Source organism: Mycobacterium kiyosense, assembly GCA_021654635.1.
In the GTDB taxonomy this organism is placed as follows: Bacteria; Actinomycetota; Actinomycetes; order Mycobacteriales; family Mycobacteriaceae; genus Mycobacterium; species Mycobacterium kiyosense.
In genome coordinates this window covers 4558780-4574311 of record AP025179.1, presented here as the reverse complement: position 1 = coordinate 4574311, position 15532 = coordinate 4558780, and the positions used below count along the sequence as shown (strand labels likewise).

The 15532-nt window shown below is 64.5% G+C and carries 16 protein-coding genes; 9 read left to right on the top strand and 7 right to left on the bottom strand.

Annotated features, from left to right (window positions below):
• Position 1: 1 nt before the first annotated feature.
• Positions 2-1255 carry a cytochrome P450 gene (locus L6444_RS21475; protein ID WP_236977120.1) on the bottom strand — a complete coding sequence of 418 codons (1254 nt, stop codon included), beginning with the start codon at positions 1253-1255 and terminating at the stop codon, positions 2-4.
• Positions 1256-1472: 217 nt separating this feature from the next.
• Between L6444_RS21475 and L6444_RS21470 the strand changes: the two genes are divergently transcribed.
• From L6444_RS21470 to L6444_RS21455, 3 genes are all read left to right on the top strand, one after another.
• Positions 1473-2711 (top strand): AMP-binding protein, encoded by a 1239-nt coding sequence (locus L6444_RS21470; protein ID WP_459551870.1) that lies wholly within the window; start codon positions 1473-1475, stop codon positions 2709-2711.
• Positions 2683-3042: an AMP-binding enzyme gene (locus tag L6444_RS21460; protein ID WP_236984320.1), complete on the top strand. Its 360-nt coding sequence runs from the start codon at positions 2683-2685 to the stop codon at positions 3040-3042. The genes L6444_RS21470 and L6444_RS21460 overlap by 29 nt, the downstream gene beginning before the upstream one ends.
• A 67-nt stretch (positions 3043-3109) precedes the next feature.
• Positions 3110-3793: a TetR/AcrR family transcriptional regulator gene (locus tag L6444_RS21455; protein WP_236977119.1), complete on the top strand. Its 684-nt coding sequence runs from the start codon at positions 3110-3112 to the stop codon at positions 3791-3793.
• On the opposite strand, the gene L6444_RS21450 is transcribed toward L6444_RS21455, so the two are convergent.
• Positions 3768-4553 (bottom strand): enoyl-CoA hydratase/isomerase family protein, encoded by a 786-nt coding sequence (locus tag L6444_RS21450; protein ID WP_236977117.1) that lies wholly within the window; start codon positions 4551-4553, stop codon positions 3768-3770. The two genes, L6444_RS21455 and L6444_RS21450, sit on opposite strands and share 26 nt — an antisense overlap.
• Positions 4554-4704: 151 nt before the next feature.
• Here L6444_RS21450 and L6444_RS21445 point away from each other — a divergent pair, with 151 nt between their 5' ends.
• Positions 4705-6363, top strand: coding sequence for a PEP-utilizing enzyme (locus L6444_RS21445; protein WP_236977115.1), 1659 nt, complete (start codon positions 4705-4707; stop codon positions 6361-6363).
• Between the two features lie 29 nt (positions 6364-6392).
• On the opposite strand, the gene L6444_RS21440 is transcribed toward L6444_RS21445, so the two are convergent.
• Entirely contained in the window at positions 6393-7178 is a 786-nt protein-coding gene (locus tag L6444_RS21440) for an SDR family NAD(P)-dependent oxidoreductase (protein WP_236977114.1), read from the bottom strand.
• Between the two features lie 221 nt (positions 7179-7399).
• Between L6444_RS21440 and L6444_RS21435 the strand changes: the two genes are divergently transcribed.
• The 3 genes from L6444_RS21435 to L6444_RS21425 all read left to right on the top strand — a co-directional run bounded on the left by L6444_RS21435 (position 7400) and on the right by L6444_RS21425 (position 10330).
• Positions 7400-8542 (top strand): acyl-CoA dehydrogenase family protein, encoded by a 1143-nt coding sequence (locus tag L6444_RS21435; RefSeq protein ID WP_236977113.1) that lies wholly within the window; start codon positions 7400-7402, stop codon positions 8540-8542.
• Positions 8539-9528: an acyl-CoA dehydrogenase family protein gene (locus L6444_RS21430; protein ID WP_236977112.1), complete on the top strand. Its 990-nt coding sequence runs from the start codon at positions 8539-8541 to the stop codon at positions 9526-9528. The genes L6444_RS21435 and L6444_RS21430 overlap by 4 nt, the downstream gene beginning before the upstream one ends.
• 76 nt (positions 9529-9604) lie before the next feature.
• On the top strand, positions 9605-10330 hold the full coding sequence (locus L6444_RS21425; RefSeq protein WP_236977111.1) for a crotonase/enoyl-CoA hydratase family protein: 726 nt from the start codon (positions 9605-9607) through the stop codon (positions 10328-10330).
• Between the two features lie 42 nt (positions 10331-10372).
• Here L6444_RS21425 and L6444_RS21420 read toward each other — a convergent pair whose 3' ends face one another.
• The 4 genes from L6444_RS21420 to L6444_RS21405 all read right to left on the bottom strand — a co-directional run bounded on the left by L6444_RS21420 (position 10373) and on the right by L6444_RS21405 (position 13678).
• Complete coding sequence (locus L6444_RS21420) at positions 10373-10561, bottom strand: fibronectin-binding protein (protein ID WP_236977110.1); 189 nt, start codon at positions 10559-10561, stop codon at positions 10373-10375.
• Between the two features lie 98 nt (positions 10562-10659).
• On the bottom strand, positions 10660-11400 hold the full coding sequence (locus L6444_RS21415) for a hypothetical protein (protein WP_236977109.1): 741 nt from the start codon (positions 11398-11400) through the stop codon (positions 10660-10662).
• A 1-nt stretch (position 11401) separates the two neighbouring features.
• The gene (locus L6444_RS21410; RefSeq protein WP_236977108.1) at positions 11402-12517 is read right to left on the bottom strand and encodes a phosphotransferase family protein; all 1116 of its coding nucleotides are present in this window, start codon (positions 12515-12517) and stop codon (positions 11402-11404) included.
• 114 nt (positions 12518-12631) lie between these two features.
• Positions 12632-13678: a DUF7064 domain-containing protein gene (locus L6444_RS21405; protein WP_236977106.1), complete on the bottom strand. Its 1047-nt coding sequence runs from the start codon at positions 13676-13678 to the stop codon at positions 12632-12634.
• 111 nt (positions 13679-13789) lie between these two features.
• On the opposite strand from L6444_RS21405, the gene L6444_RS21400 reads away from it, so the two are divergent.
• Entirely contained in the window at positions 13790-14503 is a 714-nt protein-coding gene (locus tag L6444_RS21400; protein WP_373877343.1) for a TetR/AcrR family transcriptional regulator, read from the top strand.
• A 166-nt stretch (positions 14504-14669) separates the two neighbouring features.
• Complete coding sequence (locus L6444_RS21395) at positions 14670-15440, top strand: hypothetical protein (protein WP_236977104.1); 771 nt, start codon at positions 14670-14672, stop codon at positions 15438-15440.
• Positions 15441-15532: the final 92 nt, after the last annotated feature.

The following is a 15532-nucleotide window of genomic DNA, read 5'->3' as shown; positions in this document are numbered from 1 at the left end:
CTCAGGACGCGGTCGCCGGCTCCAACCGGACCGGTAGCGCGTTGTCGAAGCCGGTCAGCACGCGTGGGCCGGGGGTGAACGTGGCCGGCATCGCCAGATAGCCGTTGACCAGCGGGATCGTCGGATACTGCCGGACCCGCGCACGGTCGATGACGTAGTCGGGCATCCGCCGAAGAACCTCGCCGAGCAGCAGGGTCAGCTCCATCGGCGCCAGGAATGATCCGAGGCAGCGATGCACGCCGAAGCCGAAAGACAAGTGCTTGGCACTGTTTTCGCGGTCCAGGTGCACCTCGTCAGGATGCTGGAAGACCGCGGGGTCAAGGTTGGCCCCGCCGATCGCGCAGTACACACGGTCACCCGGCGCGAATCGGTGGCCCTCGATCTCCACTTCCTTCGCGACGGTGCGGGCCACCCCGGTGCCTGGCGGAAAGTATCGCAGCATCTCGTCTACGGCGAGCGGAATCAGGGCCGGGTCGGCGATCAGTGCCTCGCGGTCGCCGGGATGCTCACCCAGGTAGCCGAACATGTGCGCGATCAGCGCGGTGGAGGTATCAATACCCCCGTTGAGCAGCATGAACAACAACTCGGTGACCATCTCGTCGTCGAGCGGTTTACCGTCGACCTCGCCGGTCAGCAATGCATCGACCAGATCACCGCGTTGCCCGGCCGTAGGCCGCCGCTCGGCAACGGTCGACCGCACGTCGTCGACGAGCGCCATCAGGTCGCGCACCGAACCCTTCTCCCGATACACGGCCTTGTGCAACGTCGTGGCGTACTGCTCCCACTTGTCCAGCGACAGGCCGAAATAGTCCAGGGAAACCATGGCGGGAAGCGGGTTGGCGATCGCGTCGACGAAATCGATGCTGCCGGACTCGATGACACGGTCGATCGTCCACGACACGATCTCCTGCATCCTGGGGCGATACGCATCAATTGCCTTGCGCGACAACAGCGGGGCCAATAACTTGCGGTAGGCCTGGGAGACCGGCGGATCCATTTCCATCATGCCCATCCGGACCGGGTTGGTCGGCACCGTCGCACCACCGCCGACAATCTTGCCGCCGAGGGACAGATCGCGGCCGCTGACGAAAGTCTCGGGGTCGGCCAGGACCTTCTTGATGTCGTCATAGCGGGTCAGGATCGAAAAGCCGTCGTGTCGATCGCTGTGCGCCACGGGGCAGTGCTGGCGCATATCGGCATAGATGTCACGCCAATGCTGGGCGAAATATTGCGAGTGATGGTCGAACTGATCCACTGCGGCTCTCCCGATCCGGATGGCGACGGTGGCCACGATACCAAACAGCGTTTGGTAGAGCAAGGTTGCTCCCGCGGCCCGTAGGCACAACCGGATTGCGAATGTCGGGCGGAGCCGGAGGATTCCAACCAAACATCATATGGTTATGATGGGCGCACCGTGGCGGCGATGCGATCGGCGCACCGGTATGACCGTCGCCAAGAGTAAGGGGCCGGTGATGAGCGTGGAGCATTTTGCAACCGACGTCGTGCAGTATCACTCGCGCCGCCGGCCTGCCGAACCGGCAATCGAGGACGTGCGCACGGGTGCGGTGAGTACCTGGGGTGACCTCGAGCGTCAGGTGGCGGGCCTGGCCGGGGCGCTCGTCGACGAGTTCGGCGTCGGTCGTGGTGACCGGGTCGCGGTGCTGGCCGCCAACCACCCGTGGGTATTGATCCTGCAGTTCGCGTGCATGCGGATCGGGGCGATGCTGGTTCCGTTGAACTTCCGTCTCGCACAGCCCGAGCTCGAGTTCTGCTGCATCGACTCCGAGCCCACCGTGCTCCTCCACGACGCGGCCTGGGCGGAGATGGCGACGCGAGTCCGCGCCGCGGCGGGGGTGCCCCACCTGGCTTCGTTCGGTGTCGAGAATGCGGACCATGACATCGTCGCGGCGGCCGAGCGCGCCGCTCCCCGCAGCGCAGCGCCCATCGTCGACGTCACCGATGCGGTCCAGCTGATCTATACCTCCGGAACCACCGGACGTCCCAAGGCGGCGATCTGCACGCACCGGATGCTGCATTATCAGATGCTGAACTCTCTGGATCCGTACGAACTGACCTCGCGCAGCCGCTATCTGGCTGTGTTGCCGTTCTTTCACGCCGCCGGCCTGAACAGCATGACGAACCCGATCCTGGCGCTGGGCGGCACGGTGGCAGTGGTCCCCGCGTTCGACCCGGCCGAGGTCGTAGGGTTGTTTGCCGAACCGGCGAACGGATTCACCCACTTCTCCGGAGCGCCGGTGATGTATCAGGTGATGGCGCGGGTTCCGGCGTTTGCCGAAGCCGACTTCGGTCACATGCGCCACGGCCAGGTCGGTGGTGGGTTCCTCAATTACGAAGTGACCAAGGCCTTTCACGACCGGGGCTGGCCGCTGAGCCCCGGATACGGGGCCACCGAGATGGGCCCCATCGTCAGCGTGGTGCGGCCGTCGGACACTCTGGCGAAATTCGGATCCTGCGGTGATCCCGTGCAGTACACCAACATTCGCATTGTCGGTGCCGACGGCCGTGATGTCGGCGACGGCGAGGCGGGGGGAGTTGTGGGCCAACGGGCCTGCAGTGACGGCCGGCTATTGGCGGCGGGAGCGTGCCGACGACCCGGCATTCGCGGGGGAGTGGTTCCGCACCGGAGATGCCGTCAAACGCGACGCGGACGGTTTCCTGACGATGGTCGACCGGTTCAAGGACATGTATAAGTCTGGCGGCGAAAACGTCTACCCCGCCGAGGTCGAGCGGGTGCTGCATGAGCATCCCGACGTCGCGGACGCCGCCGTCATCCCGATCGTCGACGAGCGCTGGGGTGAAGTCGGAAGGGCCCTCATCGTCTTGAATCCGGGGGGTCGACCTCGACCGCGATGCGCTCGCCGCGCACTGCAGCGCACGCCTGGCCAGGTACAAGGTGCCCGCGGAATTCTTGGCCGTGCAGCCGTTCGAACGAAACGTGACCGGCAAGATTCCCAAGGCAGATTTGAAGAAGCGGTACGGTTCGCCGACCCCGACTGTCTCGGCCCAATGAGTGTTCAGTGAGTGTCTTCGGGCGCCGGCGAGGGTGTTTGGTTAGCCTGAGACCACACATTCCTGGGAGGCGACCGGCATGGTAAGGCCCAAAGTTGCGCTCATCTCGCGACGCAAGGTACTCGAGACGGCGCTGACCATCATCGACCAGGACGGTCTAGCGGGTCTGAGTATCCGCCGCCTGGCCGACGCGCTCGGTGTCAACGGTGCTTCGCTCTACCACCATTTCGAGAACAAGGACGAAATCCTGGTCGGCGCAGCCGAATTAGCCCTGAGCAACGTTCGGACGCCGGAAGCCTCCGATGACAACTGGCGGCACTGGATGTCACAGAACGCCCGCAATCTGCGCAACGCACTGCTCGAGCATCCGGGGCTGGTACCGCTGATCGTGTCCAAGCGTTCCCTGGGCATGGGCGCCCGGATGCTGAACACCTCGGCGGAACGGCTGATGGCAGAGGGAGTGCCGAGCGCCGCGGTCATGCCATTGCTGGACGCACTCGAGTTGTTCGCCATCGGCAGCGCTCTGCACGACACACAAGGTTATTCGCCCGAGGATCAGCACGATATCGACGGCGACAAATATCCGGCGCTGGCCAAAGCGATGTCGGAGAGCGGATTGTCTTCCGACGAGATCTTCGACCTCGTCACCTCCAGCATTCTGGACGCGATCGATGCGGCGGTGAAAGTGCGCCAGGCAAGGTGGTTGCCGGCCGGCCAGGCCCAGGACGGATCAGGGGCTAACGGCCGCGAAAAGGGGGCTTAGCGCCCGGGCCCTGGCTGAGTAGTGTCTTGACGCCGATCGCGGCGTCTTCACTGCTCAGGACCGGTCCGGCCAGTTCTGGGGTGGCGGCGTCGGCCGCCGCGACACCGTGATCGCGAGCAAGCGCGATGATCTGTTTGGCTATCGCGGTGGCGACCGTGGGGCCCGCCGCGAGTTCGGCGGCAAACTCGCGGGCGGCCATCAGCAACTGCTCCTGCGGCAGCACGCGGTCGATGACCCCCCAATCTCGCAACACCGATGCCGGATAGGTCTGCCCGGTGATGACCATTTCTCTGGCGTGTGCCACCCCGGCCCGGGCCACCAGACGCTGGGTGCCGCCGGCGGCGGGCGTGATACCCACCCGGGCTTCGACCAATCCCATGTTCGCTTCCGCCGCGGCCCAGATGAAGTCGCATGCCAACGTCAGTTCGAGGCCGATGGTGAGGTTCAGGCCGTGTACCACGGCGACGGTGGGTAGCGGTAGCCGCTCGATCCGTTGGACGAGGCCGAGCAGCCGGCGGCTGAACTCCGTGCCCGCCTCGGCGTCCATCGTGGTGAACTGCTGAGCCTGAACCCCGGCGCAGAACACCTTGCCTTCGGCCCGCACGATCAGGGCGCGTGCGCTCTCGGGAAGGTCGTCCAACGCCGCGTCGTAAGCGTCGGCGACCTCGGGGGTGAACAGATTGAGCCCCGTTGCCGCCCACACGATCTCGGCCACGTCGCCGTTCACGTCCAGCCGAAGATCGCCATGCCGGATGGTCATGTGCGGAGCGTACTGACGTTGCACGCGCTTAATCAAGCATTGTTTGTTATAACTGGTGTTTCCGCCGGTCGTACGCCATGTACAGTCAGGCGCACACTGTGTTCGATGCGGTGGATTCTTCCACTCGCTGCAGACGGGAAGCGGGTGACAGGTGGCCGTAACCAACAGTCCGGTACACAGCCGGTCCGATGCAAAGACTGCCTGGTCAAGGGTCAACTTCTCCGAGGCGATTCAGGGCGTGCAGACCCCGCTCAGCTGGACCTTCTGGCAATTTGCGATGGAGACGGCGGTGCGCCGCGGGTTCGGCGAGCTCGGCGTGCTCACTCGCGCCGAAGTACCGCCTCCGGCCAGCCCGGACGATCGCATCAGCGCCGCATTTCATGGTCTTCCGGCGGGAAATCTCAACACGTTTCACCGCATCGGGCAGCGGATGCCCGGAACGGACGGCGATACGGTCGTGCAACAGATGTTCGGCGAGCCCCGTGGCACAGTCGGGGCCGCGCAGTCCGCGACATCGCGGTTGCGGGCGAAGTTACGCTATCCGGTGATCCTGGTGAGTACCGTCTCCAGTGCCTATCGGCACCGCAAGCACATCCGCCCGCAGCGCGCGCAGATCGGCGCTTGGTGGCGGCGCAGCGTGGTCGAATCCCCGCCCACGACCATCTCCGGAGCTCAGCGCCTGCTGCGGGAGGCCGCGGAAAACTTCGTGACCATCGGCACCATGCACACCACGCTGTCACTGGTGGGTCAGGCGCTCGGCGAGCAGGTGGAATTGCTCGCTTCGGCGGCGTTCGGAACTCGCGAACGGGCGGCCGAACTGATGACCGGATACGGCGGCGTCGAAGAAACCAAAGTCATCGCCGACCTGTGGAGCTTGGCCAACGGCCAGTTGCCGATGACCGAATTCGTTGCCCGGCATGGTTATCACGGCCCGAGTGAAGGCAACCTGCCCAGCCGTGTCTGGCGCGAGGACCAGACACCACTGTGGTTGCTGGCCAATCGTTATCGTTATCGTGAAGCACCGCATCCTGACCAGATCTGGCGGCGCCAGCAACAGATCCGGCGCACGGCGGAACAGGAGATCCTGGCAAATCTTAACGCCGTCAACAAGATTCGTGCTCGGCTTGTCCTGCGGCTGGCGGCCGAATACATCCCCGTGCGCGAAGTCGGGAAGGCCGGCTTCTTACATTGCGTCGATGCGGCCCGGTGTGCAGCGCGCGTCATCGGGGACAAGTTGGCCGCCTCGGGTCAACTAGCGGACCCCGAGGATGTCTTCTTCTTGACCTACGACGAGCTGGTGAATGACGCGCCGGGCAGCGCCGCGGACGAGTTGCGCGCCCTGGTGCTCGCCCGCAGGGCCGACCATGAATACTTTCAACACCTCGACGTGCCCGACCGCTGGGTCGGCAATCCGGTGGCGACGGAAGCATCGCCGGTCGTCGAAGCGGATCGGCCTGCGGTGACCGAGCTGGCCGGGATCGGTGTCTGCGGAGGCGAGGTGACCGGCACCGCGCGGGTGGTCTTGGATCCCGACGACGCCGACCTCGAGGACGGGGACATTCTGGTGTGTCCCACCACAGACCCCAGCTGGACGCCGTTGTTCATGCTGGCCGAGGCGTTGGTGATCGATACCGGTGGCGTCATGAGCCACGGTGCGATCGTCGCTCGTGAGCTCGGCGTCGTCTGTGTGATCAACTCCAAGCACGGCACCCGCGACATCCCGGACGGTGCGCAGATCACGGTCGACGGGACCTCTGGCCGTGTCGTCATCCACCAGCCGCTCGCGGCTTCGGAACAGAATAGTGGTTGACGCACAAAGGATCTGGCGGTTCGACGGCCTCAGCGTGGGAATTGTCCGTCGTCGACTTTGACGATCGTTCCGGTGACGAAGTCCGATGCCGGCGCGGCGAGGTAGAGCAGTGTGCTGTCGAGTTGCGCCGGATCTCCGATGCGTTTGCGGGGCAGGTCGTCGGTGAAGTCCCCGACACGTGCGATTCGGCCCTCCATCATCTCGGTCATGAAAGCGCCGGGGGCGATCGCATTGACGTTGATCCCGTAGCGGACCCACTCGACCGCGAGGGCCTCGGTCATCCTGTTGACGGCCGCTTTCGTCACCGAGTAGAGCGCGGCTCCATCACCCTGGTACTGATACGCGCCCATCGACGACAGGTTGATGATCCGCCCGGGTAGGCCCGCGGCAATGAGACGCCGGGCCACCTCGCAGGTGAGCACGAACGGCCCGCGCAGGTTCGTGTCGATGACGGCGTCGATGAGCTGCAGTGACATGCGGTGCGCTCGTTGGGCGTCCGGGATGCCGGCATTGTTGACCAGGATCGTGACGGTCCCGAAAGCCTGTTCGGCGCGGTCCAGATCGTCGCTGAGTCGAGCGGGTTGCGACACGTCCATCGGCACCGCTGCGCAACGTTGCCCGCGCTCGGTTATTTCGGCAGTGACCTGCTGCAGGCGCTCGAGCCGGCGGCCCGCGACCACGACCGCGGCACCGGCGGCCGCGAGCACCGCGGCGAAGCGCCGGCCGAGTCCGGCGGTAGCGCCGGTGACCAACGCCACCTGGCCACTCAGGTCGGTCGCGGCATGCGGGAGCGGAAATCCTTCGGGCTGGTTCATGAGGCACCGTGTTTTTCTGTTCAGAAGCGCTGCGAGCGTTGCGGGTTTGGCTACCACCTCGAGATGCTGCCATCGCGCGCGGTGATTGCCCAGTGGCTCGGCGTCGCCGCAGCCTACGGACCCGGCGTCCGATCGAACCTGGATCGAAGCCACGGATTGATTTGAGACGTAGAAACTCAAAATGTTATCGTTGCCTCCGTGCGCGAGATGGGGCTGCGGGTATGACGGGGATCGCCGCTGTTACCGACCTGCCGGATGACACCGATGCCGCAGAGCGGCTCGCCGCGCTGCGGCGAGAAGTGCGTGAGCTGACTGGATCATGGCTGGCTGAGGGTCGCTACACACCGCGCAGCGACTGCTGGCTGCGTTCCTTCGATCTGGACTTCAGTCGCGCGCTTGCTGAGCGGGGACTTATCGGCATCACCTGGCCGGTGGAGTTCGGCGGTGGCGGTCTGGACGCCCGGTCGCGTCTGGTCGTCACCGAAGAACTGCTGCGCGCGGGAGCGCCGGTCGCCGCCCACTGGATCGCCGATCGGCAGATCGGTCCGGCGATTCTGCGTCACGGCAGCCACGAACTGCAGCAGGAATTGCTGCCGGGCATCATCAGGGCCGAGTACATCTTCTGCCTCGGTATGAGTGAGCCCGAAGCGGGATCTGACTTGGCCGCGGTACGTACCACCGCGAAGCGGGTCGACGGGGGCTGGTCGGTCAGCGGCCGCAAGATATGGACCAGCGTTGCGCACCGCGCGACGCACGCCTACCTGTTGGCGCGCACGGATTCCACCGGCAAGAAGCACGAAGGTCTGTCCGAATTCGTGGTGGACATGTCCACTCCCGGCATCGAGGTTTCGCCGATTGTCGACATGTCGGGCGAACACCATTTCAACGAGGTCACTTTCACCGACGTCTTCATTCCGCAGCATCGTCTGCTCGGGACGGAGGGAAACGGCTGGCGCCAGGTGGTCGAACAGCTTTCGTTCGAACGAGGCGGCCCGGAACGGGTGTTGAGCACCTACCCGCTCTTGGCCGAAACGCTCGACCACCTCCGTCGTGCCGATGACGACCGCTACGACGTGGAACTAGGTGCCCTGGTCGCGCGGCTGGCCACGCTTCGGCGCCAATGTTGGGAGATCGCCAACGCCCTGGATGCCGGTCGCGCCCCCGTCGTGGAGGCGGCCAGTCTGAAGTATCTGGGCACGGAGTTCGAGAACGACGTCATCGAATTCGCGCGCCGGGTAGGGCTGCCGACCTCACGCAAAGACCCACTGGCGGAGGCGCTCTTGGCGTCTCCCGGGTTCACGCTGCGGGGTGGCGCCTCAGATGTGCTGCTTTCGATCGTCACGAAGAGTGAGACCAAGCCGTGAGTGAATTCGCGCGCGAACTGACAGACCTCATCAAGAGCCTCGCGGCGGAGTCCGGAGATACGGATTCGGCATGGGGCCAGGTCTGCGAACTGGGACTTGCCGGAATCGGGGTACCGGAAGGCCGAGGTGGTTCGGGCGGGAGCCTGGCCGACCTGATCGTGGTTATCCGGGAGTTGGCCCGTGCCGGACTGGGTACCCCGATCGTCGAGGCGTCGACAGCCGCGTATGCAATGGATGCGGCGGCAGGTGAGCAATTCGACACGATCGTCGTCGCGCCCGATTTGAACCTTGCGTCGAAATCGCTTACCGCGCGACTGCCTCGGGTGCCGTTCGCCGACAAGGCCGCCGCCCTGGTGATCGTGGCCTCCTCGGCGGTGGGCAGGGTCGCGCTGGCGGGGGAATCGGTCACCGTCGAAACGGACCACGACATCGCCGGGTTGCCCTACGGCGGTGTACAACTCGACCACGCACCGGTCGAGCACGTGCCCGCCGGGCCGACCGTTGCGCAGATTGGCGACCGTCTGGCTCTGGCGAGGTCGGCCGCGTTACTCGGCAGCGCTTGGGCCGCATACGAACTCACCCGCAGCTACGTGTTGCAGCGTGAACAATTCGGTGCGCCGTTGGTGAAGATTCCTGCCGTGTCGAGCGCGCTGGCACAGATGACGGTGCGTACCAGGTTCGCTCAATCGGCACTGGATCGGGCAACGGCGGCGTGTGCCGCTACCGACGTGCCCGACACGCACCGGTTCGGCGCGGTTTCTGCGGCCCGCATCGGCGCGGCCGCCGCGGCGACGCTGGTGGCACGGACCTCGCACCAGTTGCACGGGGCGGTGGGCATCACCGCCGAGTACGACTTGCACCGCCACACCAGCACGTTGTGGGCACTGCGAGACGCCGATCAGTCCGAATTCGACTACTGCCGCCGGCTCGGGGCACGGGTGCGCGACGAAGGCGAAATCGAGCTCTGGGAAAGCATTTCGGCCTAGCGGGGCCGGATGCCGGCGTAACTTTCAGGAGGCAATAGTGACCGATACCGTCCTCGTCGACACCGCGGACCGCGTCATGGTGATCACGATCAACCGTCCGCAAGCCAAGAACGCGATCGACAGCTCGGTTGCCACCGGTATCGCTGCGGCGATCGACGACCTGGAATCCCGTGACGACCTCACGGCGGCCATCCTGACGGGCGCCGACGGAACATTCTGCGCGGGTATGGATCTCAAGGCCTTTCTGCGCGGCGAGTCACCGTCGATCCCCGGACGTGGTTTTGCCGGCCTCACCGAGAGCCCGCCCACCAAGCCGCTGATTGCGGCGGTCGAGGGCTGGGCGCTGGCGGGTGGCTGCGAGCTGGTGCTCAGCGCGGACATCGTGGTGGCCAGCACGGCCGCTAAATTCGGTCTGCCCGAAGTGAAGCGGGGACTGGTCGCCGCAGCCGGCGGGCTGCTGCGGCTGCCGAAGGCGTTGCCCTACTCGCTGGCTATGCTGACCGCGTTGACGGGAGAACCGATCACCGCTGCGGATGCCGAACGTCATGGACTGGTCGCCGTGCTCACTGAACCCGGTGCAGCCTTGGCAACAGCGCGCGACATCGCCGCCAAGATCGCCGCGAATGGGCCGCTGGCGGTCAGGGCCACGAAGAAGATTCTTGCCAGCCAGAGCAATTGGACCGATCTCGCGGCGTTCGAGTGGCAGCGCGAGATCACCGGCCGGGTGCGGGAGTCCGCCGACGCCAAGGAAGGCGCTCTGGCGTTCGCGGAAAAACGCGCGCCCCAGTGGCAGGGTAAGTAACCCGCCAGACGTCCCTGCGGTGTGACGGGCGGCGCGGACTTCCTAGCCGCCGGGTTGGCTGGGACCGGGTTGGCCCGGTACCAGCCCGTTGGGGTCCTGGGTGAGGTCGACATCGTGGTCGAGATCGGGCATCGTCGGGGCCATTCTGCAGATCGGAATGAATGTCGCGCGACACGGGTCGAAGTCGGGGTCGGCGACGGCCGGCGCTGCGAGGTACAGTCCGGTCGCCACGAGGCCCAGCGTCATAGTCGCGGATTTCTTCAGGGTTGACATAAAAGCTCCCGCTCTGCCTCCGATGAGATCGGGTCAGTATATTGAGACAGGCAATCTCACACAACCCCGGTGTGAACTTGCTCGCGCCCCTCAGCGCCTTGCGGGATTTCGCGCGCCTCGGCGTTGATCGCCTTGATGAGCCACGTCGTGTTGACGATGAACAAGGCGGTGAAAACCGTCGCAGGCAGCCAGAACACAAACAGTCCATTCCAGGCGAACGGGCCGGATTTGAAGAACGGCAGCACGGTCGCGGGCGTGAACATCATCTCGACCCAGATGTTGAAATACGCCAGCCACCGCGGGAACAGCGGCTGTGGCCGCGGATCGGACAAGATCGCGAACGCAAAGGAAATGTACTGCGGCATGAACGGCGTCCACGGCATCACCAGCATGATCCAGCTCATGTCGTTGAGCATCAGGGTCGCATCCGGTGAGCGATCGGGACGAAACGCGGTGATCGCGAACATCAGCGCCGGCACCAGAAACGTCACGCCGGCGAACGCGCCGGCGGCCAGCGTCGCGTTGACGACGGTGGGATGCACTCCGGGAATCCGCCGTATCTGGCCGGATATCACCGCGGTGAACCAGATGTAGAACATCGAGCTGAGGAAGATCAGGCCCGCACCCAATCGGATCCCGGCGGTGTGCGCCCGGTAGTGTGCGGCGACCTGTGCCGCTGACATGCCGGGGGACAGCGGCGGTAGGAACCCGGCGGCGACGAATCCGCCGAAGAACAGCAGTACACAAATGATCCCGCTGAATGCACAGAATCGCTGAAAAGCCGCCTGCGCGTTCATATCAACCCCGATTCCCGATGAAGCTGGTAGTGGCGCCGGTGGGCGCCGGCAGGTCAAGCAGTTTCGCGACGAGTTGGCTGGCGGGATTGCTTTGCGCCATGGGCGAGTCCGGTGGCAGCAGTCCCGCGTCGATCATCATGTGCGCGGCGCGGACCATCAGGATCGATAGTCGGGTGCCGGCCAGAACCTCGTAGTACTGCAGGTCGCGCAGTTGGTGACCGGTCACCTGCTCGTAGTAGGCGATGGTTTCGCCGTGGTCGGGGATACCCGCCGGCAGCTCGAGGCCGACGCCCTCGGTGTGATGGCGCATCAGAAACAGCCACCAACCGAGATCCTGTTCGCGGCTGGCCAGATTCACCATCTCCCAATCGAGCACGCCCACGGGGATGAGTTCAGGAGTGTAGATCATGTTGCCCACCCGTGCGTCCCCCCAATTGAGAACTTTGGGTTCGTCATGCTGCGGGCGGTGCTCGTCCAGCCAGCGCAGCGCCGCTTCCAGAGTGGGGTTCGGCTCGCCGGCCGCAGCCCACTCGAAGGTGCGTCGCCATTGAGCGAGACCCGCGTCGAGACCGCTGTGCTGCTCCGGGGTGTCGAGGAAGTCCAATCCGATTGCGCGCCAGTCGACGTCGTGGATCTGCGCCAGTACGTCAATGCTGTTGTGCCACATCCGCCGTCGTTGCTCCGGCGTGGCTTCCAGCACCCATCCGGTCGCGGTGAACGGCGGGTCGTCGGCGGGGATGCGACCGTCGATCCGCTGCATCACCAGAAACGGCGCACCGAAGACGGAGAGGTCGTCTTCGAGGTAGTACACCGCAGGCACCGGGACCGAGGAGTGCTCTGCCAGTGCCCCGATGACCGCGGCTTCCTTGCTCAAGTCGTAATCCGGAAACACCCCGGGGCCGTCGGGTTGCACTCGGGCGACCATACCGCGCGTGTGCTCGCCGTCGGCGTCGTGCCAATTGGCGGTGAACAGCACCGTCTCATTGGAAAGTCCACCCGCACCGGGGACCTGAACATCGGTCACAGCGATGCCCTGCGCGTCAGGCTGTTTCGCTGCCAGCCAGTCGGCGAGCCGCTTGGCTGCCAACTCGGTGTCGACGACATTCTTCAGGGCCATCATCTACTCCTAGGTGAGTCAATCTATTTAGAAGACAAGGGGTCTCCGCGTTCTCGGTGCGCCGCGTGTCGCATCGATGGCATGACGGTGTCGTCATGCCGGCGGTTCGGCGGGTTATGAGTGCGCGGTGGCCAATGCCCGACGTTTCATCATCCGCTGGTAGTCGTCGAACCAAAGCTCTTGATATGTCGCGTGAGTGGTTCGGCCCTGTTCGTCGGTCCAGCGATAGACGCTGTCGTGAAACGAGGTGTTGGGCCACGCCGGCAGTGGCGCGCAAGCGATCGCCTCACCCTGGAACCGGTACACCTCGCCGGTTTCGTCTTCCGCCGTGATCTCCTGGCGGATCGGAAGGTGGATGCGCGGATGGTATTCGAACACGTTGCGGCGCACCCACTTGATGGAGCGGGACTCGTCGCCACGTTGAACCCAGGCGAAGTGATGCGATGGACGGTCCCCGACGTCGTACAGACCGGCCCAGGCGGGATCGGTGTCCAGTGGCTCGAAACTGATCTGGTTGAAGATCAGATCCGGGCCGAAATACATCGGTGACCAGCCGACCGGCGGAACCGGCACCGCGCCACGGCGTTCCACCCGGATCTGACGCCAAGATCGGTCGCGCGGTGCGTAGCAGTCGACCGGGTAGGTGGTGCCGTCCAGACGCAACTCTCCGGTCATGTGCATGAACTGCTCGGTGCCGCCCGGCTGACGCGCCAAGTCGTGGTGGTCTTCCTCGCCCGGCATCACATGTCCACGAGCCAGCAGGGGGGTCACGGCCTCGGCCACGACGTCGAAGAAGGTGGTGCCCTCGCAGCTGCGGTAGGTGATCCGTGCGGTCCGGCCGGGTTCGACGAAGTCGATGCTCAGCCCGTTGTCGGTGGTGATCGTGCTGCCCTCGACGCGCGGCCACGGCATGGTGATCTCGTAATCGAGGAATGCCATGTCCGTGTACTCGACGTTGTCGGTGCCCTGGAAGATGCAGACGCCACCTTGGGACAGCGGGAACGCCGGCTGGTAGCGCACGTAGAGGAACGCGCCGATCGCGGCTTCGGGAACGCAGAAACCGAAGTAGTGGGTGTGGATCAGGTGCGGATCCCACTGCTCGCCGGCTGCCGGCATCGGTAGTAGCAGGTCGGTGTCCGGTGAATGTGTGGCAAGCGCCATGCCCGATTCGCTCCTATGTCTGGGAGTGTCGGCTCACCGCGACCGGGCATCTCACCGCGCCGCTTGGCAGCTGTGAGCCAGTTCATGTCCGTGGGATCAAGCTAACATCGGATGAATATAGTTTCAATAGTGAATCGCAATTCATACAGTAATAATCCGGGTGTGGAGTCCGAGACCGACGGCAAGGCGACGACGCGCTTCGAACGCCAGCGGCTACGCACCCGGCGCCTGCTGTTGGACGCCGGGCGCACGCTGATCGCCGCCAAAGGCGTTGCCAGCCTGCGCATTCAGGACATCACCGAAGAGGCTGACGTCGCGCTCGGGTCTTTTTACAATTACTTCGAGTCCAAGGAGGAACTCCTTGAGGCGGTGATCACCGAAAGTCTTTCGGACCTGACGTCGGCGATCATCACCAACGTCGACGACGACACCGACCCCGCTGCGGTCGTGGCGCTAGCCAATCTTCGCGTCATCCGGCTCGCCTATGACGAACCCGACTTCGCCCGCCTGATCGTCAACATCGGGCACTCCGAGGCGTTGTTCGGTGACGCCGTCCAGCCGTACGCGCGCATCGCAGTGGAGCGCGGAATCGAAAGTGGCCGTTTCGTTGTCGCCGACATCGAGGTGCTGCTCACCGCGGTGATCGGTGGTGCCTTCGCGCTGATCCGGGAAATACTCAAAGGGCGCCATGGCGCCAACGCGCACCAGGCGTTTGCCCGCCATGTGCTGGCATCCCTCGGCTTGCCGCCGCATGAGGCCGAATCCATCGTCAGCGCCGCGGACAGCCGAGACCAGACTGGCGGTCAAACCTCATTGCAACCCTGAGTAGTTGGGGGACAGCACGTCCGCTCTGGTCGCTGTGGTGCCCCGGGATATCTCCCTTGATCGTGTAAATATATGAGACGTTCTTTCTGAAAACTCCGCGGTCGCTTTCAGCGGTGTGCCGGGCGGAAAGCGCGATAACTTGACCTGAGGGCAAGGGGAAGATGCCATGGGCATTCGTACGCAGCGGATCAGCGCGTACCTCGGATTCGCGTGGGTCGTTTTATTCTTCCTGGGCTTTTGGGGTCTGGCTCGCTTCGTTCCGCCACCCTCGCCAGAGTTGGGACCGCAGGAGATCAAGGCGTTCTTTGCCGGCAACACCTCCGGCATCCGCATCGGAATGCTCATCAACATGTTGGCGGGAGCGTTGATGCTTCCGTGGTGTGCGGCGTGGGCAGTTCAGATGAAACGGATCGAGGGCCGCACCTCGCCCCTGACCTACACCATGCTGATGTGCGGAGCGTGCCTGGTGCTCGAATTGATCTTCCCGTGCGCTTTTTGGCAGGTCGCCGCATTTCGCCCGGAGGGTGACGCGGAGATCATCCAGCGCCTCAACGACCTGGCCTGGCTGCCATTCCTAGGGATTCTGTCGACCGCGGTTATTCAAGGCTTTGTGATGGGTGCCGCGATCTTGAAGGACACTCGGTCGGCACCGGTGTTTCCCCGCTGGGCCGGCTACTTCAACTTCTGGATCGTGATGATGTTCTTCCCCGCCGCCTTCATCTACTTCTTCAAGAACGGTCCCTTTGCTTGGAACGGACTGCTCGCCTGGTGGCTGATCGTGTTCGTGTTCGCCACCTGGATCCTGGTTGACACAGTGCTGCTGCTGGGAGCCGTCCGGCATCAGCAGACACACCCGGACGCCCCGGCCAAGACGCTGGACGAGCTCGCCGCCGAAGTCGAGCTGCTGCGCCGCGAACAAGCGCTTCACAACGAGTGAATACGTTGGTTCCGAACGTATATGGGGATAAGAGCGATGGCTGGCGTTGGTAGCTGGCAAGAAGAAATGTTTCATGCGGCGAATATCGTGTC

Coding starts and splice junctions, on each gene's coding strand:
- L6444_RS21410 (WP_236977108.1), bottom strand. CDS start 12,517: ATGGCCCTGAAGAATGTCGTCGACACCGAGTTGGCAGCCAAGCGGCTC.
- L6444_RS21470 (WP_459551870.1), top strand. CDS start 1,473: ATGAGCGTGGAGCATTTTGCAACCGACGTCGTGCAGTATCACTCGCGC.
- L6444_RS21435 (WP_236977113.1), top strand. CDS start 7,400: ATGACGGGGATCGCCGCTGTTACCGACCTGCCGGATGACACCGATGCC.
- L6444_RS21450 (WP_236977117.1), bottom strand. CDS start 4,553: ATGACCATCCGGCATGGCGATCTTCGGCTGGACGTGAACGGCGACGTG.
- L6444_RS21395 (WP_236977104.1), top strand. CDS start 14,670: ATGGGCATTCGTACGCAGCGGATCAGCGCGTACCTCGGATTCGCGTGG.
- L6444_RS21440 (WP_236977114.1), bottom strand. CDS start 7,178: ATGAACCAGCCCGAAGGATTTCCGCTCCCGCATGCCGCGACCGACCTG.
- L6444_RS21405 (WP_236977106.1), bottom strand. CDS start 13,678: ATGGCGCTTGCCACACATTCACCGGACACCGACCTGCTACTACCGATG.
- L6444_RS21455 (WP_236977119.1), top strand. CDS start 3,110: ATGGTAAGGCCCAAAGTTGCGCTCATCTCGCGACGCAAGGTACTCGAG.
- L6444_RS21460 (WP_236984320.1), top strand. CDS start 2,683: ATGGTCGACCGGTTCAAGGACATGTATAAGTCTGGCGGCGAAAACGTC.
- L6444_RS21425 (WP_236977111.1), top strand. CDS start 9,605: ATGGTGATCACGATCAACCGTCCGCAAGCCAAGAACGCGATCGACAGC.
- L6444_RS21415 (WP_236977109.1), bottom strand. CDS start 11,400: ATGAACGCGCAGGCGGCTTTTCAGCGATTCTGTGCATTCAGCGGGATC.
- L6444_RS21400 (WP_373877343.1), top strand. CDS start 13,790: ATGAATATAGTTTCAATAGTGAATCGCAATTCATACAGTAATAATCCG.